This is a genomic window from Eubacterium sp. SB2 (genome assembly GCF_001244405.1).
Classification (GTDB): Bacteria; Bacillota; Clostridia; order Lachnospirales; family Lachnospiraceae; genus Faecalicatena; species Faecalicatena contortus_B.
This window is the reverse complement of the sequence record NZ_LN865153.1, coordinates 111,800-134,718: the sequence shown is the minus strand read 5'-3', so window position 1 is coordinate 134,718 and position 22,919 is coordinate 111,800. Positions and strand designations below refer to the sequence as shown.

Here is a 22,919-nt window from a genome sequence, read left to right as displayed (position 1 = left end):
AATATGAGTGTAAAAGCAGTACAGGCCACCATAAATGGCCAAAGTTACAATCTGACGTTAAACAGCAGCACGGGCAAGTGGGAAGCCACGATAACAGCTCCTGCTACATCGTCATACAAGCAGTCGGGGCACTACTACGGCGTATCATTAAGGGCAACTGATAACGCTGGCAATGCAGTGACAAAGAATGCCACCGACGCTACGCTGGGTAGCAGTTTAAGACTTGTTGTCAAAGAGAAGGTTGCACCTGTGATCGCAATCACGGCACCTTCTGCAAACGCCCTGATCATAAATAATAAGCCAGCAATTAGCTGGACTGTAACCGACAATGATTCGGGAGTTAATCCGGACACAATTAAACTCACGATAGATTCTGGGGCTGCAATCACCGGAAGCAGCATCACCAAAGAAGCCATTACCAATGGCTACAGATGTACATATACGCCTACAACTGCACTTTCTGACGGCAGCCATACAATTAAAGTGGACGCATCAGATTACGATGGAAATGCAGCGACTCAGAAGAGTAGCACATTTAAGATTGACACTGTCCCACCAGTCCTGTCTGTAACTGCCCCGACTAACGGGCTTGAAACAAATCAAGCAAAAGTAACAGTTACAGGAACCACTAATGATGTTACAAGCAGTCCTGTTACCCTTACCATCAAACTTAATTCCGGCGCGGCAGAAGCTGTTACAGTTGCGTCTGACGGAAAATTCAGTAAAGAACTCACACTTACTTCCGGAACTAATACCATTACAATTGTAGCCACGGACGGGGCTGGGAAGAGCACAACTGTGACGAGGACTGTGAAACTAGATACAGCGGCTCCTGTGATTTCTGCGGTAACCTTAACCCCGAACCCGGTTGACGCTGGAAAGACATTTGTAATTTCAGTTACGGTTACTGACTAAGGCGGGTGCGCCTATGGTCGATAGAGTTATAGGGAAAGCCAATGATTTCGAACTGATATTTGAACTTAAGGAGGGGGACTGCTGGGATGCGGTTACCCCTCCAAACATTTATGGAGAGTATCCGGTAGAGCTGTGGGCATACGATACGGCCGGTAATGTCTCATATATGGCCACCATGTTGTATATCGTGAGTGATCATACTCTGCAGGCTTATCTGATACCAATTGAGTACGCAGGGATTTTAGACAGCCAGGAGCTAATTGCCTTACTTGACCAATATGGTTTAGAGGCCGTATTAGCAGAGCTGAAAATTTTACAGGGAGGTGTAGGGGATTGCAAAAGGTTAGCTTTGACTTTGGAGAAAAAAGACATGTGAGAACTACCGTAAAAATTATTTCCGGTGAAGACCTACCGTTTCTGATCCGCACCGCCAAATGGGAACTTATTGACGAATCAGAAATTATCGAAGATTCTGGTGAGTGCATAATTGATGAGCATGAGCTTGATGCGTACATATCTCCACAGAAAATAGAATCCTACACACTTCGATTTATATACGAGGTCGCGGATGAGATCTGGGTTGACAAAATAAGGGTGGTGGTTTCCTGATGGCACCAAACATTGTGATAAGCGCTGTTAAGATTACACCATCTACGGTAACTACAGGGGAGAAATTCGTGATCAGCGTAACAATAGTACCGGAACAGTTTAGGATCGCTACCAAAGCCGGGGAGACAATACTTGACAAAGCCGGGAATGAATTGATATGCAAGGAGGAATAATATGGCAACAAAAAAACTGCAGGATTTAACTGCATCAACAAGTCCAGGCGATGCAGATATCATGCTGATAGAAGATACAACAGCAACGAAGAAAATAACATTTCTAAACCTATTTAATCGGATCAAAACGAAATTAGGACTGGCAACGGTGGCCACAAGCGGAAAGGCATCTGATTTAACCGGGCTTTCAACTGTTGCGACAAGTGGAAAATTAGCAGACACTACCAAGGATGCAAGTAACCGTACAATTACGGACGCAGAAAGAACAAAATGGAACGGGTACGGATCCTCTATTGATTCACTAAATAGCAATTGGGAAAAATTAGGTGGCTTAAGATTTGACCATCAATTCATCGCTTCAGTTACAGCAGAATACTCTGCTGATAATGTACTGTCGTTTGCCGGATCCCAGTTGTATCCAGGGAATTTTACCAACTGTGCATTCTTGGCTGTGCTTAATTCCACAGCTTCCACCGGGAAGCAGAGTGTATACCTGATAATAATGGGCGCCGCCGATGCCGCACCGGTACTTATTAAGATAGACGGCGGATCAGAAGCGTTATACCCTAAACTCGCAAAGACATCCAGCAACAGAGTATATGCTGTCTGGAGTACGGCTGCAACTGCCGGCATACATACCAGCCTCTTTAAGCTGTATTAGATATCGGATTATAATCATTTCATAATGTAGCATTCGGAGACGTTGACTCCGGTCGTAGTAGATAGGTCTGCCCCAAATGGTGTAATAGTTATCTCTGCATTTTCCGCTGACATCTGGAAGACAAAACCCGCTGTCGAAGATATGTTGACCCTTCGATAAAGACCGTATCGGGGCGTTTCAGAAGATGGCTGAAAGAGCTTATATTCCTGACCTTGCTTCATAGCGACTTTAGGGTAACCGGATATTCTTACCCATGCAATCTCCCCATACGATGTAACCTGCATGTTTAAGTACGCTCCCTCAATCGTCCGAGTTTTTACAGTCAAATTGCTATTTAGTTGATTTATATGTAAACGCAAATAAGGTCCCAAATAAAAAAAAGAAAGAAGGTGATATGATGTCCTTAATTTTGGCGTCCCGCGCAACAGTCTATGACAGATACGCTATCTCCCGAAAGTTCACGGCCCAGGAGACCGCTATTAATATGGTCCAGGGAAATATTGCTCTGCTTGTATCCGCATCCGAGATAGAAGAACTTAAGAACGGCGATAAGACAATGTACAGTAAATTGTCGGCTGTCGAAATGGATCTGAACTCAATAAATTTGGCAGTATCATCCTCGGAGTACAAAGACATCAATGGTGTGCTCAGTGCAATAACCCAGGCCAAATCATCGATAGAACTTAATTCGAAAGAGATTGAATTAAAAGTCAGTAAAGACAGTTTGATCTCTACCATAAATCAATCCGCAGAAGCCGTAAGTATTGAGGCAAATAAGATAAACCTAAATGGTGTTGTGACCGCAAACGAAAACTTCAAGATCCTTCAAGACGGCAGTATGGAGGCTAAAAACGGATTGTTTAGAGGCGATATTCAAATAGAAGTTGCTAATAGGTTCGAAAGAGGTGTACGCATACATAATAAGATTACTGGAGAGAGTGGGACACTACAGGCAGGCCATTTAGGCGTAGGCGGTATGACATCTAATGGAAGTGTAATGTATGTAGACATATTTGGAGGTGATGACTCTGCCCCCGAATACGGAGCGCCATTTATTTTATTGTACCATGACGGCGTTAAAGCAACGATATACCCGGATTATTTGAATATAAAAGATGGGGATATACGATGTAGGGAACTTAATGTGGCGGGGAAAATATACTGTGGGGGGCTCAGCGCAAATGATGCTATGCTGGGCGGTACTACACGCCAAAATGGAGATATGTACATAGTCGGAAACCTATATGTAAACGGCAAACAAATTAATTAAGGAGTTTTAATGGAGATTAGGGCAGGGCCAGAAGGCCTAATTTTTATGCAAAATATTGGAGGGAAATGTTATGGATTTAGAGCATGAGAAAAGACTAACCTCCGTTGAGGAAAGGTCTAAAAGCAATACACACCGTCTGGACAAACTGGAACCGATAATTGAAGAAATCCATAACATGTCCGCTGCGCTTGTAGAAATGACTGCAGAATTGAAGCATACGAACAAAAGCGTAGAAGAAATAAAGGATAAGGTAGAAGATATCGAAAAAGAGCCTGCCAGAAAATGGAAAGATAGTACAAAGGCTCTGTTTAATGCATTTCTAGGTGCAATAGGCACAGCTGTAGCAGGTGGGATGATTTACTTATTAACAAATATGAAATAGGAGGATACTGAATATGAAAAACAGAGATTGGATTGAATGGGCGAAGAAGGCCGGTATCAGGGCAGTTAAGACCGTGTCGCAGACGTTTGTGGCCACGATAGGGACCGCGGCGGTGCTACAGGAGGTTAACTGGATTATGGTGCTGTCTGCATCTGCGCTTGCGGGGATATTGTCCTTGGCAACGTCGGTAGCAGGTTTGCCGGAACTTAATAATCAGGATCCAGAGGGCAAGTAACATCGTCCTCTTTTTGTTGCAGGAAAGGAGATATCTGTAATGGGTGAAGAAATTTACGAACCGAAGGAAATTACAAAGGAAGAAGTTGGTGAGACAACTATAGGGGTGTTGTTACAAGTATACAAGGAGGAAGAATAATGAGTATATGCGGCGGCATTGCCGGAAGACGGGGACACAGCCCCAAAGGCATATTCATACATAACGATGCAGGCGGGCAATTTCTTGATGCAAACTATTGGGCAAACGCCTTGGCAGGTGGCGAGCATAGCTTAGGTAATGGTTTCGCGCATTATTATGTTGACCAGAATACGATCCGGCAAGTAGAAGATGATGTTAATTGCGCTTGGCATTGCGGACAGGAAGACAGCAATATGAATTATCTGTCTATGGAGATCTGCCAGAGCATGGGATTGAAAGATACGTTTCTTGCAAATGAAGAACGAGGGCTACAGCTTGCAGCGGAATTATGCAAGAAATACGGCATTACGCCGAATGAAAGTACAATCAGGCTGCATCAGGAAGTGTTTGCGACGGCTTGCCCTCATAGATCTGTAGAATTGCATGGCGGGCCGAAAGCATGTAAGGAATATTTTATTAGACGAATTAAGGAACTTATGAACAATGTGAATGAGACTCAGAAACAAGGGGCGAATGGAAGGAGAGAAGTAACTATGATGTGTTTATATACAATTGATGGAAAAGGGCCGGTAATCTTTTTTGACGGGAAGGAATTTCACCCTCTTAGCCATCCTGATGAGGTGACGATTCTTAATAAGATATACAAAGACAATAATGGGAAGGACTTGCCATGCTATTCATGGAGTAGTAAGGCTCCGTGGTATGCTAGGCTGCAGGCGGCGGTTAAGAGAACACAGAAATAATATATTAGCCCGGGTCCATCAGGATTCCGGGCTTGTAAAAAATAGAGTCGACAAGGATTCTCTTTAGAAATTTAGTTTTGGAAGTATTTCTTCTAAATTTATATATCTTTTGACAATAGTCAATCTATTATCTTGAGAAGCGTACATTTTTTTAATATCTAGAATTTTAATTCCTGTTATTTCATCCGTAATTAAATCTCTAAATACAACAATGTTATCCGGATCCTCATCTCCATATGAGTTGTGTTGATTAGAAAAGGTGCAATTTAGAATATCGCATTCAGGGTCATATGATACCTTACTTAGGTCTTGTGTATATAACATCCGATATCCCTCCCTTTTCAGATTTTTGAGGAAAAGCAGTCACTACTTTTTTAGATTTACTCCCCACAGTTTCTGTAACTACTTTTGTTGTTAAAGTTTTACTATACGTGGAATTAGCACCCTTTTTAAAATAAACGGTGCGATTCTCATTTTGACTACTGACGTATATGGTGTCGGGATCTCTTAAAGTATCTGCGACAGCTATTTCATTCCCTTTCATTATAGTATGCTCACTATCGTTTAAAATATGATGATTCCATCTTTCTTCTGTGCATACAATAGTATTTCCAAGTGGATCTTCAGTTTTAATAGAATATGTTTTAGACATATCATTTTCCTAATCTTCTTGTTTTCCGTTATCAATATCGCTAACCATACCCTTTAACTCAGTAGCATTGTCATTTAATATTTTACGAATATTAATCAAGAGTTCTGGACTCATAAGTATATCTGCTACTATTTTATTACCTTCCATTTTTCCATTAACATCCATATCCTCCATTAAAAAGCGTAATCTAGAATATGTACTTCCAAACGTTATTGTTACTCCACTTGCAAATACCGACTTTATATCTTCCATATTTTACCTCCAAGAACTTTTTTTCTTAATCATACACCAGTAAAGATATTTATGCAATAAATCGTCTTGCCTTTTTGTTAAAACTTGTTTATTATTATATACTTATATGTAAGTATGGTTACTTTGTTTTATTGTTGGGCTAAATAGCAATTTGCAGTCAACAAATGACCTGATCTGGGATACTGGGTATGTACCCCAGCCGTATTACTTTGGCGTTCCGGTTGGCGAGGCAGCTCTTGTTATTACATCAGACGGAGCAATGTGGTATGTCGCATCATTGTCATCGTCATTTAATATCATAAAGATGAATGACATAACAACAACACATACTGTTACCGGAAATGCCAGCGATAGAGTCATTACCGTTAGGTCAAGCACTGCCGGAAACATACGGCTCACCCGAATACATTTAAAGCCGCGCTATAAATGATAATTATACTTTTGCAATAAAGGTCTCATTGATATTAACGCCCACACCTGTTGCGATATCTGCCGTAGGCGTGTAGGTTACCTTGCCATCCACGTCTATAGATATCCTAAATAAACGGCTTGTTGTACCGCCGCCTAAAACATATTTTATGATTTTATACGATGGTCGATATGTGGCCGGAAGCGTGCCGATGACAAATTCTGCATTAGCTGGCACGTCCTTCAAAATCAATCCGGCGCATTGCAACTGTAACACGCGCCCACTCACAATTACATTGGTAGTGGGATAGTAGGTTGAATTTGTCAGGGTAAAATTTGACGCATTTAAATTGCTATTTAGTTGAGTTAATATCCATGTTTTCTGGATAATAGGCAAAGACCGCGCATGGATACTGATCGTTTACCATTTCTGTTCCTATTTCAAGTATGAGTTTACCATCTAAAGAGAACATAAATAAGATATCGGATTCCCAGTTATCGATTTCGGCTTCATATACACACTCAACAACTTGTGCAGGGAAAACATGCGATATTTTTTTATCCGTAATATCTAGTCCATCCATATAGCTACGGTATCCATCATATTCGTTTTCTACTAAGATATATTTTATTCCGTCTAAACAAAATAGTATATTATTACCTTCGGGTGAAGGAACGTAGTCCACGCCTGATAGCTTATGTTTACCTATAAAATCTTTAAGTTTAATTTCCATATCGTTTCCTCTCCTTTAAAATTAATATATTTATTATAACATTACATATTGTAAATATCTACAATCCCATTATTATGCGTAAATGGTGGCACCCATACACAACATTTCTTCCATATTATATTCTTCTTGGTACACCCGTGATTGCCGTGGAGTCGGGATATATTACCGTCATGGGCTGGAACCAGTATGGCGGATGGCGGATCGGTATCAACAGCTTTGACGGCAAGAGGTACTATTATTACGCACACCTCCGTCAGAATATCCCGTTTGCGGAAAATCTGAAGGAGGGGGATATTGTCCAGGCAGGTGATGTGATCGGCTACATGGGAAGAACCGGGTACAGCACGACGGAGAATGTAAATAATATTGACACGTATCATCTGCACTTTGGCCTTCAACTGATCTTTGATGAATCTCAGCGGGAGGGGAACAACGAGATATGGGTCGATGTCTATCCCCTGGTCAGATTTCTTTCCCAGAACCGTTCAGATGTACTGAGAAATGATGCCAATAAAGAGTGGTACCGGCAATATGAGATGAAGGATCCGGCAGCAGAGGCTTATATAAAGAGCAAAGAAGAATAGCGGCTAAATCGCAGTACAACATAGTTTGGCTGTTAAAAAATGAGACGGTAGACGGATAAATTGAATGAGAAAACATTAAAAGACAGAAAAAATAATAAATAAATACAAATATATTGACTAATTAAAAAATAAGGGATAATATAAAGATAACAGAAAAGGCAGAAGGGAGTGGAAGCTATGTTAGAAAAATTTATGATCTTATTCATCTCCGCAGCAGCGTTGGTGATCGTCTGCTGGATACTTGCAGAATACTGGCTCCGCTCTGTCAGGAAGCTTTCCGTAGAGAAAATTTCCAATCTGAGCATCTGGAACAGAATGGTATACGCTTTCGAAGATTTCTGCGGAGGAGTAAACCATAAAAAAGACTTCCGCAGGATGCGGATCGGAGAAGAACTGGGGAGCGTACACAGAGACGAAGAAATCATTCATTACAGGCAGGCGGAGACACGCAGGAAAGAAGATTGCAGAGACAAAGACATCTTCAAAAAAGAAAGAAAATACAAAATGAAGGCAAATATGTAGTGCGACTAAAATCGACCCCCTCATAAAGAGGAGGCTGTTACCGAAACCTGTTTTCCGTAACAGCCTCCTCTTATTAGTTCATGGCAATAATTTTCATAAAAATATTGACAAATAGAGTACGACTGCATATTATAAATAGAAACTCTTTGCACTGCATATTATAACTACAGTACAAACTGAGCAGGTTATGTATCACATGACCGGGCCGCCGGATGGCGGCAGCAGATAATAGACATCTGCGGGACAGTTTTAGTTTTCTTGTTCCGCAGGTGTCTTTTTTGTGAATATTCTGAAAATGGAACGCAAAGGGGTCAGACCCCTTGGGAGGCTAAGTATGAATGAACCAAATAAGATCGCTATGCGCGTCTCAATTGTAAGCATTGTGGTAAATGTCATTTTATCTGTTTTTAAGCTGCTGGCTGGCTTGCTGGCTGGTTCGGGGGCAATGGTGTCCGATGCGATTCATTCGGCATCGGATGTCTTCAGCACGGTGATTGTTATGATTGGGGTGACTATATCCGGCAAAAAGTCCGATAAGGAGCATCCCTACGGGCATGACAGGATGGAATGCGTGGCTTCGATTCTCCTGGCTGTGGTTCTGTTTGCGACGGGGCTTGGAATCGGAGTAAGCGGGATAGAAAAGATTGCGGGGGGCGGGATGGAATCGGCAGCAGCCCCTGGAAGACTGGCGCTTGCAGCGGCTGTCATATCAATTGTTGTGAAGGAATGGATGTACTGGTATACAAGGGCTGCAGCAAAGAAAATTAATTCCGGTGCGCTGATGGCAGATGCATGGCACCATCGTTCGGATTCTCTCTCCTCGATCGGAGCTTTTGCGGGGATACTGGGTGCGCGCCTGGGCTTTCCGGTTCTGGATCCGCTGGCAAGTGTTATTATCTGTATATTTATTGGGAAGGCCTCCTGGGATATCTTCCATGATGCTATGAACAAGATGGTGGATAAATCCTGTGATGACAGGACAATCCAGGATATGAGACAGTCGGTCCTGGAAAATCCGGGAGTAGCAAAGATCGATGAAATGAGAACCAGAATGTTTGGAGCGAAGGCCTATGTGGATATAGAAATTGCTGCGGATGGGAATCTGACATTAAATGAAGCGCATAAAATAGCCGAAAGCGTCCATTCAAGGATTGAAATGGAGTTCCCGGAAGTCAAGCACTGTATGGTCCATGTCAATCCTCTGAACGATAGGGAGATGAAAGAACTGCCATAGACAGCCCTTCCTGCGTATGATATACTTTTAAATTATTATGATACATAAAATCAACTCGAAGGGAGCATTTATGGATTTTCTTTTACAGCTAGACGGAAATATCTTACTCGCGATACAGGAATATATCCGGCATGACTGGATGGATTCCTTCTGGAAGTTTATCACGTCACTCGGAGACTCCGGCTGGTTCTGGCTTGCAGTCTCCCTCCTGCTGCTGATCCCTCAAAAGACGAGAAAAGCAGGGATTACCGCTATAGCAGCCATAGCCATCGGAGCGCTGATCACAAACGTAACACTGAAAAACCTGGTAGCCAGAATCCGCCCATACGAAGTCGTGGAGGGACTGACACTCTTAATAGGAAAGCAGCATGATTATTCATTCCCATCCGGCCACACATGTGCATCCTTCGCCGCGGCGCTTGTCTATTACCGTATGCTGCCCAGATTCTGGGGAACAGCCTCCGTAATACTGGCGGCCCTGATCGCCTTTTCACGTCTCTACGTAGGAGTCCACTACCCCAGCGACGTAATAGCCGGGCTGCTCATAGGAGCATTCGCGGCATGGGCAGCCGCCAGGATAATTGCGTATATCGAGAAGAAAAGAGCGGAGCGCCGTAAAAAAGGTGAGCCCGGCTCCCGCTGAAAGGTACAGCGTATTAAAAACCCCGTACCGTGCAGGCGTACGCTTTACTCCCCCTGCACCCCACTCCTCAAATGAGCCGCCTCCACAAACCCCTTGAAGAGCGGATGCGGCCTATTCGGCCTTGATTTTAGTTCCGGATGCGCCTGTGTTGCAATGAACCAGGGATGATCCGGAATTTCGAGCATTTCTACAATCCTGCCGTCCGGTGAAAGTCCGGAGAGTATCATGCCGTGTTCTTCCAGCGCCTCACGGTAGTCGTTGTTTACCTCATAGCGGTGGCGGTGGCGCTCCTGGATTTCTTCTTTTCCATATAAACGGTATGCCAGGGAATCCTTTTTGAGAACGCAGGGGTATGAGCCAAGGCGCAGAGTCCCGCCTATATCTTCGATGCCGATCTGATCCGGCATGATATGGATGACGGGGTGGGTAGTGTCAGGCTGCAGTTCCATGCTGTGTGCATCGTTGTATCCGAGAACATCTCTTGCAAATTCCACGATGGAAAGCTGCATCCCCAGGCAGAGGCCCAGGAAGGGGATGCGGTTGGTACGGGCATACCGGATTGCCTCAATCATTCCTTCTATGCCTCTGTCGCCAAAACCGCCGGGGACAATGATACCGCTGACATCGCCGAACACCTCTGCGGCATTGTCCGCAGTGACTGTCTCGGAGTCCACCCATTTGATGTTAACCGTCGTATGGCTGTAGATTCCGCCGTGCTTCAGCGCCTCGACAACGCTGATGTAGGCGTCATGGAGCTGGATATATTTTCCCACAAGGGCAATGTGAACCTCCTGGGTCGGATTGCGGAGGTTATCCACCATCTCGGTCCAATCTTTCAGATCTGGTTCCGGACAGTCGAGATGCAGGCATTCACATGCAACCTGGGCCAGATTTTCCCGTTCCATGGCGAGGGGGGCTTCGTATAAATATTCAACATCAAGGTTCTGGAGTACATGATTTGCAGGAATATTGCAGAATAAAGAGATCTTGTCCTTCATGCCGGCGTCCAGAGGATACTCGGAGCGGCAGACAATGATATCCGGCTGTATGCCCATTCCCTGGAGCTCTTTCACACTTGCCTGGGTCGGCTTTGTTTTCATCTCCTGTGAGGCTTTTAGGTAGGGAATCAGGGTTACATGGATCAGAATTACGTTATCACGGCCTTTTTCGTGCTGGAACTGCCGAATGGATTCCAGAAAGGGCTGACTTTCGATATCGCCGACGGTTCCGCCGACTTCTATAATGGCGATCTCAGTGCTTTTGGCAGCAGGATTGCGGTAAAATCTGCTTTTGATCTCGTTGGTGATGTGAGGAATAACCTGTACCGTTCCACCGCCAAAATCACCACGGCGTTCTTTCTGTAAGACAGACCAGTAAATCTTTCCTGTTGTTACATTGGAATTTTTCGTCAGGCTTTCGTCAATAAAGCGTTCATAATGTCCCAAATCCAGGTCTGTCTCAGCGCCGTCATCCGTTACGAATACTTCACCGTGCTGTACCGGGTTCATTGTTCCGGGGTCAATATTGATATAAGGGTCAAACTTCTGCATCGTAACAGTATATCCGCGGGCCTTCAGCAGGCGGCCAAGTGACGCAGCAGTAATTCCTTTTCCAAGTCCAGAAACAACTCCACCTGTAACAAATACATATTTTACTGCCATATAATCCTCCTTGTATGAAATCTGTGCCTAAAAAATACTTAAAGAGTATACACCAATTTCTACAAAAAATACAGTTTTTTTTCAAGTACATAAAAACTCTGGAAGAATTGAATCCGCCGTTCAGATTTGCCTGAACGGCGGATTCATTAATGGTAAATATGATCTGTCTCGTAAACAGCCTGGCAGGTGAGCTGTACGCCCAGCTTTTTGAAGGTTTTGATATCCACATCGGACAGCATGACCGAGGTGTGTGCCTGACAGCCTTCCAGTTTCGGCAGCTGTTCCAGCGCTCTTCGGGCCATATTACTGTTGGCGGCACTGGCGGAAAGGGCGATCAGAACCTCATCCGTATGCAGACGCGGATTCTTGCTTTTCAAATAATCCACCTTGAGCTTCTGGATCGGCTCGATGGATTCGGGAGAAATAACATGCAGTTCGTGGTCAATTCCCGCGAGTTCCTTTAAGACATTTAACAGGAGCGCCGCAGAGGCGCCCAGCAGATTAGTGGTCTTGCCGGTGATCATGCGCCCGTCATCCAGCTCCATAGCCGCCGCAGGCCCGTTCGTCTCCCTGGAGCGTTCCAGAGCCTTTGCAACCACTTTGCGGTCCTGGACGGAGACATTCGCCTGGTTCATGAGGAGTTCGATTTTCTGAGCCTCCTCCTCTGAAGTTGTCCCCATCAATAAAGAATTCAGTGATGCAAAATATCTCCGGACAATCTCCTGCCGGGATGCCTCACGGCAGACTTCATCGTCGCAGATACATTTGCCGGCCATGTTTACACCCATGTCGGTTGGAGACTTATAAGGACTTTTTCCATAAATTTTTTCAAAAATTGTGTTTAAAACAGGGTAAATTTCAACATCCCGGTTATAATTCACGGTAGTTACTCCATAAGCTTCCAAATGGAAGGGATCAATCATATTGATATCGTTCAGATCTGCGGTAGCGGCCTCATATGCAAGATTAACCGGATGTTTCAGAGGAAGATTCCAAATGGGAAATGTTTCAAATTTGGCGTAGCCTGCATGAATTCCACGTTTATGCTCATGATATAATTGTGACAGGCAGGTCGCCATTTTCCCGCTTCCTGGGCCCGGAGCGGTGACAATCACGAGGGGACGGGACGTTACAATATAATCGTTTTTGCCGTATCCGTCATCGCTGATAATCAGAGGGATATTAGAAGGATAACCGTTGATGCAGTAATGCATGTATACAGGGATATCCAAATTTTCGAGGCGGTTTTTGAAGAGGACGGCGCTTTCCTGTCCGGAATATTGTGTGATGACAACGCTTCCTACATACAGGCCGTTTTCCCGGAAAGAATCCATCAGCCGGAGAACGTCGGAATCGTAGGTAATGCCCAGATCTCCGCGGACCTTATTTTTCTCAATATCGCGTGCGCTGATCACGATGACGATCTCAGCCTGGTCGCTGAGCTGCTTCAGAAGGCGCAGTTTACTGTCAGGAGCAAAGCCCGGCAGCACTCTGGCAGCATGGTAATCATCAAATAATTTCCCCCCAAATTCAAGGTAGAGCTTGTTGTCGAACTGGTTAATCCTCTCACGGATATGTTCTGACTGCATAGATAAGTACTTTTCATTATCGAATCCTATTTTCATTTTCACATTCCTTTTCATGACATATTTCGTTCTCAGTATACTATAAAATGCCCTGTGTTTACAATATTTTCATAATCTTTTTATTGATTTATATGGAACCTGTACTTATAATGGGGATAGTGGATTTTAGGAGGCATAGAATGGACAATCAGAATAACAAGAATAATAATAATCCTAAGAACAACAAGCAGGGGTGGGGAGTGATCCTCGTAACCACACTGCTGACTGTTTTTATTGTGATGGGATTGTATTCAATGATGCAGGATAAGAATCCTGCGGAGCTGAGTTACGATGAATTCCTTACAAAGGTAGATGACGGAGAAATTGAGAAAGTAACGATTGATTCATCGAAGTTATACGTTACTTTAACAGATGAGGCAAGAAAAGAGGAGAAATCGGATAAAAAGGCTGCGGACGGTGACACACCGAAGGACGCGTCGGATCTGATTAATCAGCTTGAGCAAAAAAGCGGAGAAGAGGAGCGGGCTCCGGACTATTATGTTGTCCGGACAGCGGATGAAAAGCTGGTGGACCGGCTTCATAAAGCGGGGGTTCATTTTGAGCAGCAGATGCCCGACACAGCCTCTTCTATGATATTTGAGATATTTATCACCGTTGTGCTCCCGATCATCATGATCGTGATCCTGTTTAATTTCCTGATGAAACGCATGTCAAAGGGCGGCGGAATGATGGGAATCGGCAAGAGCAACGCCAAAGTATACGTGGAAAAGGAGACCGGAGTCACTTTTCAGGATGTTGCGGGCCAGGATGAAGCGAAGGAATCTCTGCAGGAGGTGGTAGACTTTCTGCATAATCCGGGCAAATATACGGGTATCGGTGCGAAACTGCCGAAGGGCGCTTTGTTAGTTGGCCCTCCCGGTACTGGAAAAACACTGCTTGCGAAGGCTGTGGCAGGCGAGGCAAAGGTACCGTTTTTCTCACTGTCAGGTTCTGCATTCGTGGAGATGTACGTTGGTGTCGGCGCATCCAGAGTGAGGGATTTGTTCAAGCAGGCACAGCAGATGGCGCCGTGTATCGTATTTATCGATGAGATTGATGCAATTGGCAAGACACGTGATACGGCCATGGGCGGCAACGATGAGCGTGAGCAGACACTGAACCAGCTTTTGGCGGAGATGGATGGTTTTGATACCAACAAGGGCCTTCTGCTTCTGGCGGCAACGAACCGTCCGGAGGTACTGGATCCGGCGCTGCTGCGTCCGGGCCGTTTTGACCGCCGTATCATTGTCGATAAGCCTGACCTGAAGGGGCGTGTGGATGTCCTGAAGGTACATTCCAAGGATGTTAAGATGGATGAGACTGTAGATCTGGAGGCCATTGCGCTGGCAACCTCAGGCGCGGTCGGTTCCGATCTGGCCAATATGATTAATGAAGCTGCAATTAATGCCGTTAAGAATGGTCGGCATGTGGTCAGCCAGAAGGATTTGTTCGAGGCTGTAGAAGTGGTGCTGGTTGGTAAAGAGAAAAAAGACCGCATTATGAGTGAAGAGGAGAGAAAGATCGTATCCTACCACGAAGTAGGCCACGCGCTGGTGAGCGCCCTGCAGAAAGATGCGGAGCCGGTGCAGAAGATTACGATCGTGCCCAGAACGATGGGCGCTCTGGGATATGTAATGCAGACACCGGAGGAGGAAAAGTTCCTCAATACCAAAAAAGAACTGGAGGCCATGCTGGTTGGTGCGCTGGCAGGACGTGCGGCAGAAGAGCTTGTGTTTGACACGGTAACAACAGGGGCTTCCAACGATATTGAACAGGCGACAAAGATCGCCAGGGCGATGATCACACAGTACGGTATGTCCGACAAGTTCGGGCTGATCGGACTGGAATCAATCCAGAACCGCTATCTGGACGGACGTCCGGTTATGAACTGCGGGGAAGCTACGGCTGCTGAGATAGACGGCGAAGTAATGAGCATGCTAAAGTATGCTTACGATGAAGCAAAACGTCTGCTGGGCGAGAACAGAGAAGCACTGGACCGCATCTCCGCATTCCTGATCGAAAAAGAAACAATTACGGGAAAAGAGTTCATGAGGATATTCCGTGAAGTTAAGGGAATTGAGGAGCCGGAACAGGGTGAGGAAATAAAAAAAGAAGTGCGTATCGCTATGAAACCAGTTGAGGGAGAGGCGGACGCGCAGTAACCGTTTAGGACGGCCTGAACCGTTACTATAAGGAATCCGGCGGATAAGGAAAGTTAGAATGGATACTTGAAAAAAGTTTTGCCGGCATGTATAATTTATCTAGGCTTAATCAGTGGATTGCCGTTCAGTGATTGCCGATAACTGTTCTTTACAGTTATATAAGCTATCCTCTCTGCCAAGAGGGTAGCTTTTTCTATAATAGAAAAGTGCTCAGTACTTTCCTATTACTGAAAGCCCTCCGGGGGATGCACACGCAGCGTTAAGGCAGATAGCCTCGAAGCGGTATCGCGGCAGCATCAAAGTGGGCTAGCCTACTCTTATTTTGATTCTGAAAATCTATTTCTCTTCCTATATTTTCCCTTCACAAATCCCTCGTTAGGCCTTATAATAAATGGCATGGATAATTATAATTTTGACATACAGGAAGAACTGAAAAAGCTCCCGGCGAGCCCGGGAGTTTATATTATGCATGATGAAAAAGACAATATCATATATGTGGGAAAGGCGATCAGCCTGAAGAACAGGGTGCGCCAGTATTTTCAGAGCAGCAGGAATAAGGGGGTTAAGATTGAGCAGATGGTCACTCATATCCGGCGGTTTGAGTATATCGTGACGGATTCTGAGTTAGAAGCGCTTGTTCTGGAATGCAACCTGATCAAAGAGCACCGGCCCAAGTATAATACGATGCTGATGGATGACAAGACCTATCCTTTTATCAAGGTGACGACCAACGAGCCGTTTCCCAGGGTGATGCTGGCGAGAAAGATGCTGAAGGATAAGGCAAAGTATTTTGGGCCTTATACCAGCGGTCTGGCGGTCCGGGACACCATAGACCTGATTCATAAGCTTTATCATGTGAGGAGCTGCAACAGAAATCTGCCCAAGGATATTGGAAAAGAGCGGCCCTGCCTGAACTATCATATCAAGCAGTGCGATGCGCCTTGCCAGGGATATATTTCCCGGGAGGAATATGGGAAATCCATCCAGGAGATCATACGGTTTTTGAACGGGAATTTCGACAGTATACTGAACGACCTGGAAGAGAAGATGAAGGCGGCCTCGGAGGCTCTGGAATTCGAGAAGGCGATTGAGTACAGGGAGCTGCTGAACAGTGTGAAAAAGGTATCTCAGAAACAGAAAATCACGGATAGCAGCGGAGAAGACCGTGATATTCTTGCGGTGGCATCCGAGGAGGAAGACGCTGTTGTACAGGTGTTTTTTATCCGGGGAGGAAGGCTGATCGGGCGGGATCATTTCTATCTCCGTATTGCAAAAGACGAACAGGACAGTGAGATTCTGGACAGTTTTATCAAGCAGTATTATGCAGGCACTCCGTTTATTCCGGGAGAACTGATGCTTCCTGCCGAGCTGGAGGATATGCACCTGCTGGAGGAATGGCTGAGTGCGAAGCGCGGAGGAAAAGTAACGATCCGGGTGCCCAAAAAGGGGACGAAGGAAAAACTGGTCGAACTGGCGGCAAACAATGCCAGTCTGGTTCTGAGTAAAGACAAAGAGCGGCTGAAGCGGGAGGAGGGCAGGACAATCGGTGCGGTCAAGGAGATTGCCCGTCTTCTGGAGCTTGAAGACATCAGCCGTATGGAGGCCTTTGACATCTCTAACACAAATGGATTTGAGTCAGTCGGCTCCATGGTGGTATATGAGCGCGGAAAACCCAAACGAAATGATTACCGGAAGTTTAAGATAAAGGGGATCCAGGGCGCCGATGACTATGGCAGTATGAGAGAGGTACTGACCAGAAGATTTACGCATGGACTAAAGGAGCGGGAGGAGAGCCGGGAATTGGGCGGCTTTACTGCATTTCCGGACCTGATCCTTATGGACGGAGGTAAGGGACAGGTAAATGTAGCCCTGCAGGTACTCGAAGATCTCCGCCTGAATATTCCGGTATGCGGGATGGTGAAGGATGATTACCACAGAACAAGGGGATTATATTATCATAACGAGGAGATTCCGATTGATAAGTCCTCTGAGGCGTTCCGGCTGGTTACCCGGATCCAGGATGAGGCCCACCGTTTTGCGATTGAATATCACAGGCAGCTCCGCGGCAAGGGCCAGGTACATTCGATACTGGATGATATTGACGGCATCGGGCCGGCCAGAAGAAAGGCCCTCATGCGTCATTATATGAGTCTGGATGCGATCAGGGCCGCATCAGTGGAGGAGCTTGCCAAAGTCCCCTCCATGAACGAAAAATCGGCGCAGGCGGTATATACTTTTTTTCATCACACAAAAGAGCAGGAAGAGGAATTCAAGTAACTATTCACGGGGCCGTGCATAGTAACGAATCGTAACAGTTCAGGCTTGTCAGAACAGTAACGAATCAGAACCGCGGAATTAAATGCATTTTGATAGAGCTTTTAGGAAACTATGGTTTATGGTATAATAACCGCATGAGGATCAATCTGCCGCCGGATGAAGCTTTTTATGCAGCCTTGCGATGTCTGGATGTGCAGTGAAAATAAGAGAAAAGGAGATAGCTATGGGACATGGTGTAAAGCTACAGGAAATTGTCGAGAAAATGAATTTAAAGAATCTGACCCCCGAGGTTGAGCTTTTAGGGCGGGAGGTGAATGTTCCGGATATCAACAGGCCGGCGCTGCAGCTTACCGGATTCTTTGATCATTTTGACTGTGACAGGGTACAGATGATCGGATACGTAGAGTACACATATCTGCAGACATTGGAGGAGGAGAGAAAGCTTCAGATATATGATGAATTCCTCAGCCATAAAGTGCCGTGTATTATTTTCAGCAGAGACATGGAACCGGAGGAGATACTGCTTAAAAAAGCAGTGGAGCATGATGTTCCTGTATTTGTAACTTCAAAATCTACGTCTTCATTTATGGGGGAAATTATCAGATGGATGAATGTAAAACTGGCGCCTTGCATATCGATTCATGGCGTGCTTGTTGATGTATATGGTGTGGGTGTTTTAATTATGGGTGAGAGCGGAATCGGCAAGAGTGAGGCTGCGCTCGAATTGATTAAGCGGGGCCACCGCCTGGTGACGGACGATGTAGTGGAGATCAGGAAAGTCAGCGACGATACGCTTGTCGGAGCTGCTCCCGATATTACAAGGCATTTTATAGAGCTTCGAGGCATTGGTATTGTGGATGTGAAGTCGATGTTTGGCGTACAGAGTGTCAGGGAAACCCAGAATATCGACCTGGTCATTACTCTGGAAGACTGGAACAGGGACAAGGAGTATGACAGACTTGGGCTGGAAGAGAACTATACGGAATTTCTTGGTAACCGTGTTGTTTGCCACAGCATTCCGATCCGTCCGGGACGTAATCTTGCAATCATCGTGGAATCCGCAGCGGTTAACCACAGACAGAAACAGATGGGATATAATGCGGCCCAGGAATTATACAAACGTGTCCAGGAAAACCTGACAAAAAACAGATAGTCAGCATAGGGAATATAAATCAGACAGGAGAGTTAACATGAAGTATTGTTTTGGCATAGATGTTGGGGGAACTACCGTTAAGATGGGATTATTCGAGGAGACGGGAAAGATCCTAGATAAATGGGAGATTGTGACGCGCACAGAAGAGGAAGGAAAAGCCATTCTTCCGGATATTTCCGCATCGATTCTGGAAAAGATTGAGGAAAAGGGACTGAAGAAGGATGATATCGTGGGAGTGGGAGTCGGCGTGCCGGCCCCTGTAACAGAAGAGGGAATTGTAGACGGTACCGCTAACCTGGGATGGAATTATAAAAATGTCAGGAAAGAGCTGGAAGAGCTCACGGGGCTGTACGCACAGATCGGGAATGATGCCAATGTAGCCGCCCTTGGAGAGATGTGGAAAGGCGGCGGAGCTGGCCAGAAGAATATGGTAATGGTTACGCTTGGGACAGGCGTCGGAGGCGGAGTTATCATTGGCGGACGAGTGCTGACCGGTGCTCATGGAGCGGGCGGTGAAATCGGCCATATCTGTGTGAATTATGAGGAGACAGATACTTGTGGCTGTGGAAACCACGGCTGCCTGGAGCAATATGCTTCGGCGACAGGAATCGTTAGGCTGGCGAAAAAGAAGCTGGCAGAAGAAACGAGAAATACAATGCTAAATCTGGAATGCGTCTCCGCAAAGGACGTATTTGATGCGGTTAAGGCTGAGGATGTTGTGGCGAAGGAAATTGCGGAGGAATTTGGCAGGTATCTTGGCCATGCCCTTGCAAATCTGGCAGCGGTGGCAGATCCAGCAGTCTTTGTAATCGGGGGCGGCGTGTCCAAGGCAGGAGATATGCTGATTCCTTACATTGAGAAGCCATACCTTGAACGGGCCTTTTTTGCAAATAAGGATGTAAAGTTTGTACTCGCCACTTTGGGGAATGACGCGGGGATCTGCGGAGCTGCTAAGCTGGTGCTGGGGGAGCTGGCTTAGTGGAATATGGCAGAGGGCCTGCGGTATGTAAACGCGGCAGGACGATTGAAATGTAGTATGGCGGTGCAACAGCCGGGAATAAAATGAAAGCCAACATGTTCAGCATGCTGGCTTTCATTTTATTCCCGGCTGTTACGCCGTAAAAGACGGATCTATCAGAGTTCTGCTGCGAAGGAATTATTCGGCAGGAGGTTCTTCTCCGCCTCCGGCATCCGGCGTTTCGGCTCCACCGCCTTCGTTGCCGCCGCCTTCATTGCCGCCGCCTTCGTTTCCACCGCCTTCATTGCCGCCGCCTTCCGGCGGTGTGACACTTCCTCCGTTTTCATCCGGATTCTCGGGATTTTCCTCTTTTTTATCATTGTCTTTATCTTTATCCTTATCTTTCTCATCGTCTTCTTTTTCCTCTTTCGGTACATAGTGCCCGGAACAACTCTGTGACGGAGCGGTTCCCTTTGCAAAATATTCGGTCAGAGGAGGACAGGTTGCAGTAGCCAGTAACCCGGTCTGCGTACAGATTGTCTTCTGTTCAACGGTGGAAGGCATTGTGAAATCTTTATACTCCAGGCCTTCATGAACGCGTTCCATGATGTTCTTCCACATAACCTCATGCCATGCCTGATCCATATTGCTCATCGGCTTATTAGAGTCGTAGCCGCCCCAGACGGAACATGTGTAATATGGCGTATATGCGGAGAGCCAGAGGTCAGTACTGTTTTCAGTTGTACCTGTTTTGCCGGCTGCAGGCATGCTGTATAATCTTGCGGCAGTACCTGTACCACGGGTGATAACATCCTGCATTGCACTTGTAAGAAGCGCTGCAGTCGAGTCTTTAATGACCTGGTGAGTCGCAGGTTTGGTGTTGTCCAGCAGCACATTTCCGTCCTTGTCCAGAACCTTGGTGTAGAGGATCGGCTCTGTGTAGATACCGTTGTTTGCAATTGCTGCGTATGCCGCGGTCATTTCCAGGTTGTAGATACCGCGTGTGATTCCTCCGAGCGCCGTGGCCTGTGCCACATCGGTGAATCCTGGATAATTGTCATCGTCGTTATTCACCAGAGTGGTAAATCCAAAGTTCAGCAGATAGTCATAACCTGTCTGCGGGCCGATGGCTGTCAGTGTCTTGACCGCGCAGACGTTCATGGAATGCTCAATTGCATAACGCACACGCGTGCTGCCGATATACTGGTGATCCCAGTTGTTCACAGGCTTACCACTCGCATAGCTGTAAGGCTCATCTACAATTGTAGTTGCAAGTGTATAACCGCCGGAGTCCATGGCAGGTGCATAGGTTGATAATATTTTGAAACAGGAACCTGGCTGCCTTGTCGAATCGGTTGCACGGTTAAGGGAAAGACTCGTTGTCTTTTCACCACGGCCGCCCACAATCGCCTTTACCTTACCTGTATATTGATCCATCAGGACTACGGAGGTCTGAGGCTGCGGGGTGATATCCTTATTTTCAATTATGGTATCTTCTTCTGTAATGCCAAGAGTGCCTTTATATTCCGCAATTGCCTGTTCAGCTTCATCAGGAGAGGAGAATACAAGCGGGAATTCTCTTCCCCATGCGCTGCGGATATACTCCCCAAGCATCTCCTTGCTGTAGTTATCTGAGTTCCCATCAGGATGTGTAACAGTCAGTGCATATTCAAGTCCATATTCAACGGTGTATGGATAATTGTTCGGATTGGCAACCTCTTCGTCACAGATATTCTGGATTGCAAGATCCTGGGTTGCTGTGATTGTCAGGCCGCCGCTGTAAAGCAAGTTATATGCCTGCGTTTCAGTATAGCCCTTGCGTTCCCTGAGATCGTGGATAATCTGCTGTGTAAGTTCATCAACAAAATAGGAATATGGGGTGTTATCGGTAGCATCCTGTGAAGTTGCTTTGATTCTGTCGTATACAGGATCAGCTTTGGCCTCGTCATATTCTTCCTTGCTGATATAGCCCTGATCCAGCATGTTTTTCAGTACTATGTCCCGTCTCTTGGCATTAGCCTCCGGAAAATTCACCGGATCATAATCCGTAGGATTCTGTGTAATACCTGCCAGGACGGCGCACTCAGAGAGGTTCAGTTCGGATACGTCCTTGTCAAAATAGCGTTTTGCCGCAGTCTGTACGCCGAGGCAGTTTTGCCCAAGATTGATAGTGTTCATGTAGGCTTCCGCTATCTCTTCTTTGCTCATCTGTTTTTCAATCTCAACAGCCAGATACTGCTCCTGGAGTTTCCTCTCCAGCCTGTCATAGAATGTCTTCTCTTCTGTAAAATTCGGGAATACGTTGTTTTTAATCAGCTGCTGGGTCAGCGTACTTGCACCCTCTGAAAAATTGCCCGAGGTCACGCCGACTACAGCGGCCCTGAGGATCCCCTGCATATCAATCCCGTTGTGCTTGTAGAAACGCTCATCCTCAATCGCTACAAATGCATGCGTCAGATTGATCGGAATGTCATCGTATGTTTTATAGACACGATTGGATCCCTTCTGACGGAACTTATCCAAAAGTTGTCCGTCTTCCGTGTAAACAAAGGAAGTGGCTCCGGAGGGCTTGACCATGTTAGGAGTCACTTTGGGGGCATCATCTATAATTTTTTTGACAAACAGACCGACTCCTCCGGCCCCGATTACTGCAATGAGTAAGACGCAGATCACTAGAGCTTTGAAAAAACGGACGCCAACCCGCTTCTTTTTCATATTCTTTTTTGAAGAGATATTCTTCTTTCTCTTATCGAGATTTTCTTTTCCGTAATTCATGAATCATATCCTCCTTTAATCATTCCACTCATTATATCAAATTTACCTGCTTAAATAAAGAAAAAATAGGAAAACTTCATATTTCTAAAAAAATCTTAATAATTTCTTGTGGTTTTCTACAGTTCTGTTATATTCTATTAATGATTACTAAAG

At 45.7% G+C, this 22,919-nt stretch carries 24 protein-coding genes, 1 pseudogene and 1 riboswitch; of the genes and pseudogenes, 17 read left to right on the top strand and 8 right to left on the bottom strand.

Annotated elements, in window-relative coordinates:
- Positions 1-3 precede the first annotated feature (3 nt).
- The 9 genes from BN1938_RS12815 to BN1938_RS12775 all read left to right on the top strand — a co-directional run bounded on the left by BN1938_RS12815 (position 4) and on the right by BN1938_RS12775 (position 5,126).
- Complete coding sequence (locus tag BN1938_RS12815) at positions 4-915, top strand: Ig-like domain-containing protein (RefSeq protein WP_050640994.1); 912 nt, start codon at positions 4-6, stop codon at positions 913-915.
- A 13-nt stretch (positions 916-928) separates the two neighbouring features.
- Positions 929-1,291 carry a PF13754 domain-containing protein gene (locus BN1938_RS12810; protein WP_050640993.1) on the top strand — a complete coding sequence of 121 codons (363 nt, stop codon included), beginning with the start codon at positions 929-931 and terminating at the stop codon, positions 1,289-1,291.
- A complete protein-coding gene (locus BN1938_RS12805; protein ID WP_050640992.1) occupies positions 1,288-1,524 on the top strand; it encodes a hypothetical protein in 237 nt (78 codons plus the stop codon). Before BN1938_RS12810 ends, BN1938_RS12805 begins: the two co-directional genes overlap by 4 nt.
- The gene (locus BN1938_RS23410) at positions 1,524-1,697 is read left to right on the top strand and encodes a hypothetical protein (protein ID WP_156320702.1); all 174 of its coding nucleotides are present in this window, start codon (positions 1,524-1,526) and stop codon (positions 1,695-1,697) included. Before BN1938_RS12805 ends, BN1938_RS23410 begins: the two co-directional genes overlap by 1 nt.
- A 1-nt stretch (position 1,698) precedes the next feature.
- The gene (locus BN1938_RS12800; RefSeq protein ID WP_050640991.1) at positions 1,699-2,358 is read left to right on the top strand and encodes a hypothetical protein; all 660 of its coding nucleotides are present in this window, start codon (positions 1,699-1,701) and stop codon (positions 2,356-2,358) included.
- Positions 2,359-2,842: 484 nt separating this feature from the next.
- Positions 2,843-3,628, top strand: coding sequence for a hypothetical protein (locus BN1938_RS12790; RefSeq protein WP_148487202.1), 786 nt, complete (start codon positions 2,843-2,845; stop codon positions 3,626-3,628).
- Positions 3,629-3,698: 70 nt separating this feature from the next.
- Positions 3,699-4,010 (top strand): hypothetical protein, encoded by a 312-nt coding sequence (locus tag BN1938_RS12785; protein ID WP_050640989.1) that lies wholly within the window; start codon positions 3,699-3,701, stop codon positions 4,008-4,010.
- A 13-nt stretch (positions 4,011-4,023) separates the two neighbouring features.
- Positions 4,024-4,245 carry a holin gene (locus tag BN1938_RS12780; RefSeq protein ID WP_050640988.1) on the top strand — a complete coding sequence of 74 codons (222 nt, stop codon included), beginning with the start codon at positions 4,024-4,026 and terminating at the stop codon, positions 4,243-4,245.
- Positions 4,246-4,382: 137 nt separating this feature from the next.
- Entirely contained in the window at positions 4,383-5,126 is a 744-nt protein-coding gene (locus BN1938_RS12775) for an N-acetylmuramoyl-L-alanine amidase (protein WP_050640987.1), read from the top strand.
- A gap of 63 nt (positions 5,127-5,189) precedes the next feature.
- On the opposite strand, the gene BN1938_RS12770 is transcribed toward BN1938_RS12775, so the two are convergent.
- The 5 genes from BN1938_RS12770 to BN1938_RS12755 all read right to left on the bottom strand — a co-directional run bounded on the left by BN1938_RS12770 (position 5,190) and on the right by BN1938_RS12755 (position 7,172).
- Positions 5,190-5,450: a hypothetical protein gene (locus BN1938_RS12770; protein ID WP_050640986.1), complete on the bottom strand. Its 261-nt coding sequence runs from the start codon at positions 5,448-5,450 to the stop codon at positions 5,190-5,192.
- Positions 5,425-5,778: a hypothetical protein gene (locus BN1938_RS12765; RefSeq protein WP_050640985.1), complete on the bottom strand. Its 354-nt coding sequence runs from the start codon at positions 5,776-5,778 to the stop codon at positions 5,425-5,427. Before BN1938_RS12765 ends, BN1938_RS12770 begins: the two co-directional genes overlap by 26 nt.
- Before the next feature lie 9 nt (positions 5,779-5,787).
- Positions 5,788-6,030 (bottom strand): hypothetical protein, encoded by a 243-nt coding sequence (locus tag BN1938_RS12760; protein WP_050640984.1) that lies wholly within the window; start codon positions 6,028-6,030, stop codon positions 5,788-5,790.
- A gap of 433 nt (positions 6,031-6,463) precedes the next feature.
- A complete protein-coding gene (locus BN1938_RS23405; protein WP_148487200.1) occupies positions 6,464-6,715 on the bottom strand; it encodes a hypothetical protein in 252 nt (83 codons plus the stop codon).
- A gap of 76 nt (positions 6,716-6,791) precedes the next feature.
- Complete coding sequence (locus BN1938_RS12755) at positions 6,792-7,172, bottom strand: hypothetical protein (RefSeq protein ID WP_050640983.1); 381 nt, start codon at positions 7,170-7,172, stop codon at positions 6,792-6,794.
- Positions 7,173-7,297: 125 nt separating this feature from the next.
- Here BN1938_RS12755 and BN1938_RS12750 point away from each other — a divergent pair.
- From BN1938_RS12750 to BN1938_RS12735, 4 genes and pseudogenes are all read left to right on the top strand, one after another.
- A pseudogene (locus BN1938_RS12750) lies at positions 7,298-7,756 on the top strand (M23 family metallopeptidase); the annotation flags it as partial.
- A 177-nt stretch (positions 7,757-7,933) separates the two neighbouring features.
- Complete coding sequence (locus tag BN1938_RS12745; protein WP_050640982.1) at positions 7,934-8,278, top strand: hypothetical protein; 345 nt, start codon at positions 7,934-7,936, stop codon at positions 8,276-8,278.
- A gap of 166 nt (positions 8,279-8,444) precedes the next feature.
- Positions 8,445-8,527, top strand: a riboswitch (NiCo riboswitch).
- A gap of 85 nt (positions 8,528-8,612) precedes the next feature.
- Entirely contained in the window at positions 8,613-9,512 is a 900-nt protein-coding gene (locus BN1938_RS12740) for a cation diffusion facilitator family transporter (protein ID WP_050640981.1), read from the top strand.
- A 70-nt stretch (positions 9,513-9,582) separates the two neighbouring features.
- The gene (locus BN1938_RS12735; RefSeq protein ID WP_050640980.1) at positions 9,583-10,155 is read left to right on the top strand and encodes a phosphatase PAP2 family protein; all 573 of its coding nucleotides are present in this window, start codon (positions 9,583-9,585) and stop codon (positions 10,153-10,155) included.
- Between the two features lie 44 nt (positions 10,156-10,199).
- On the opposite strand, the gene BN1938_RS12730 is transcribed toward BN1938_RS12735, so the two are convergent.
- The gene (locus BN1938_RS12730; protein ID WP_050640979.1) at positions 10,200-11,816 is read right to left on the bottom strand and encodes a CTP synthase; all 1,617 of its coding nucleotides are present in this window, start codon (positions 11,814-11,816) and stop codon (positions 10,200-10,202) included.
- A gap of 146 nt (positions 11,817-11,962) precedes the next feature.
- The gene (locus tag BN1938_RS12725; protein ID WP_050640978.1) at positions 11,963-13,441 is read right to left on the bottom strand and encodes a DUF1846 domain-containing protein; all 1,479 of its coding nucleotides are present in this window, start codon (positions 13,439-13,441) and stop codon (positions 11,963-11,965) included.
- Positions 13,442-13,581: 140 nt separating this feature from the next.
- On the opposite strand from BN1938_RS12725, the gene ftsH reads away from it, so the two are divergent.
- The 4 genes from ftsH (at position 13,582) to BN1938_RS12705 (ending at position 20,012) form a co-directional block, all read left to right on the top strand.
- Complete coding sequence (gene ftsH / locus BN1938_RS12720; RefSeq protein ID WP_082202985.1) at positions 13,582-15,603, top strand: ATP-dependent zinc metalloprotease FtsH; 2,022 nt, start codon at positions 13,582-13,584, stop codon at positions 15,601-15,603.
- Positions 15,604-15,999: 396 nt separating this feature from the next.
- Positions 16,000-17,880: an excinuclease ABC subunit UvrC gene (gene uvrC, locus BN1938_RS12715; RefSeq protein WP_050640976.1), complete on the top strand. Its 1,881-nt coding sequence runs from the start codon at positions 16,000-16,002 to the stop codon at positions 17,878-17,880.
- A 223-nt stretch (positions 17,881-18,103) separates the two neighbouring features.
- Positions 18,104-19,033 carry an HPr(Ser) kinase/phosphatase gene (hprK, locus tag BN1938_RS12710; RefSeq protein WP_025655619.1) on the top strand — a complete coding sequence of 310 codons (930 nt, stop codon included), beginning with the start codon at positions 18,104-18,106 and terminating at the stop codon, positions 19,031-19,033.
- A gap of 37 nt (positions 19,034-19,070) precedes the next feature.
- Entirely contained in the window at positions 19,071-20,012 is a 942-nt protein-coding gene (locus BN1938_RS12705) for an ROK family glucokinase (RefSeq protein WP_050640975.1), read from the top strand.
- A gap of 177 nt (positions 20,013-20,189) precedes the next feature.
- On the opposite strand, the gene BN1938_RS12700 is transcribed toward BN1938_RS12705, so the two are convergent.
- Positions 20,190-22,766, bottom strand: a complete 2,577-nt coding sequence (locus BN1938_RS12700) for a transglycosylase domain-containing protein (RefSeq protein ID WP_050640974.1) — start codon at positions 22,764-22,766, stop codon at positions 20,190-20,192.
- Positions 22,767-22,919 lie beyond the last annotated feature (153 nt).

What these genes read in the sequence shown, in the direction of transcription:
- BN1938_RS12765 (WP_050640985.1), bottom strand. Translation starts at nt 5,778, where the DNA reads ATGTCTAAAACATATTCTATTAAAACTGAAGATCCACTTGGAAATACT.
- BN1938_RS12815 (WP_050640994.1), top strand. Translation starts at nt 4, where the DNA reads ATGAGTGTAAAAGCAGTACAGGCCACCATAAATGGCCAAAGTTACAAT.
- BN1938_RS12700 (WP_050640974.1), bottom strand. Translation starts at nt 22,766, where the DNA reads ATGAATTACGGAAAAGAAAATCTCGATAAGAGAAAGAAGAATATCTCT.
- BN1938_RS12810 (WP_050640993.1), top strand. Translation starts at nt 929, where the DNA reads ATGGTCGATAGAGTTATAGGGAAAGCCAATGATTTCGAACTGATATTT.
- BN1938_RS12785 (WP_050640989.1), top strand. Translation starts at nt 3,699, where the DNA reads ATGGATTTAGAGCATGAGAAAAGACTAACCTCCGTTGAGGAAAGGTCT.
- BN1938_RS12800 (WP_050640991.1), top strand. Translation starts at nt 1,699, where the DNA reads ATGGCAACAAAAAAACTGCAGGATTTAACTGCATCAACAAGTCCAGGC.
- hprK (WP_025655619.1), top strand. Translation starts at nt 18,104, where the DNA reads ATGGGACATGGTGTAAAGCTACAGGAAATTGTCGAGAAAATGAATTTA.
- BN1938_RS12790 (WP_148487202.1), top strand. Translation starts at nt 2,843, where the DNA reads ATGGTCCAGGGAAATATTGCTCTGCTTGTATCCGCATCCGAGATAGAA.
- BN1938_RS12730 (WP_050640979.1), bottom strand. Translation starts at nt 11,816, where the DNA reads ATGGCAGTAAAATATGTATTTGTTACAGGTGGAGTTGTTTCTGGACTT.
- BN1938_RS12770 (WP_050640986.1), bottom strand. Translation starts at nt 5,450, where the DNA reads ATGTTATATACACAAGACCTAAGTAAGGTATCATATGACCCTGAATGC.
- ftsH (WP_082202985.1), top strand. Translation starts at nt 13,582, where the DNA reads ATGGACAATCAGAATAACAAGAATAATAATAATCCTAAGAACAACAAG.
- BN1938_RS12780 (WP_050640988.1), top strand. Translation starts at nt 4,024, where the DNA reads ATGAAAAACAGAGATTGGATTGAATGGGCGAAGAAGGCCGGTATCAGG.
- BN1938_RS12740 (WP_050640981.1), top strand. Translation starts at nt 8,613, where the DNA reads ATGAATGAACCAAATAAGATCGCTATGCGCGTCTCAATTGTAAGCATT.
- BN1938_RS12745 (WP_050640982.1), top strand. Translation starts at nt 7,934, where the DNA reads ATGTTAGAAAAATTTATGATCTTATTCATCTCCGCAGCAGCGTTGGTG.
- BN1938_RS23410 (WP_156320702.1), top strand. Translation starts at nt 1,524, where the DNA reads ATGGCACCAAACATTGTGATAAGCGCTGTTAAGATTACACCATCTACG.
- BN1938_RS12775 (WP_050640987.1), top strand. Translation starts at nt 4,383, where the DNA reads ATGAGTATATGCGGCGGCATTGCCGGAAGACGGGGACACAGCCCCAAA.
- BN1938_RS12735 (WP_050640980.1), top strand. Translation starts at nt 9,583, where the DNA reads ATGGATTTTCTTTTACAGCTAGACGGAAATATCTTACTCGCGATACAG.
- BN1938_RS12755 (WP_050640983.1), bottom strand. Translation starts at nt 7,172, where the DNA reads ATGGAAATTAAACTTAAAGATTTTATAGGTAAACATAAGCTATCAGGC.
- BN1938_RS12760 (WP_050640984.1), bottom strand. Translation starts at nt 6,030, where the DNA reads ATGGAAGATATAAAGTCGGTATTTGCAAGTGGAGTAACAATAACGTTT.
- uvrC (WP_050640976.1), top strand. Translation starts at nt 16,000, where the DNA reads ATGGATAATTATAATTTTGACATACAGGAAGAACTGAAAAAGCTCCCG.
- BN1938_RS12725 (WP_050640978.1), bottom strand. Translation starts at nt 13,441, where the DNA reads ATGAAAATAGGATTCGATAATGAAAAGTACTTATCTATGCAGTCAGAA.
- BN1938_RS12705 (WP_050640975.1), top strand. Translation starts at nt 19,071, where the DNA reads ATGAAGTATTGTTTTGGCATAGATGTTGGGGGAACTACCGTTAAGATG.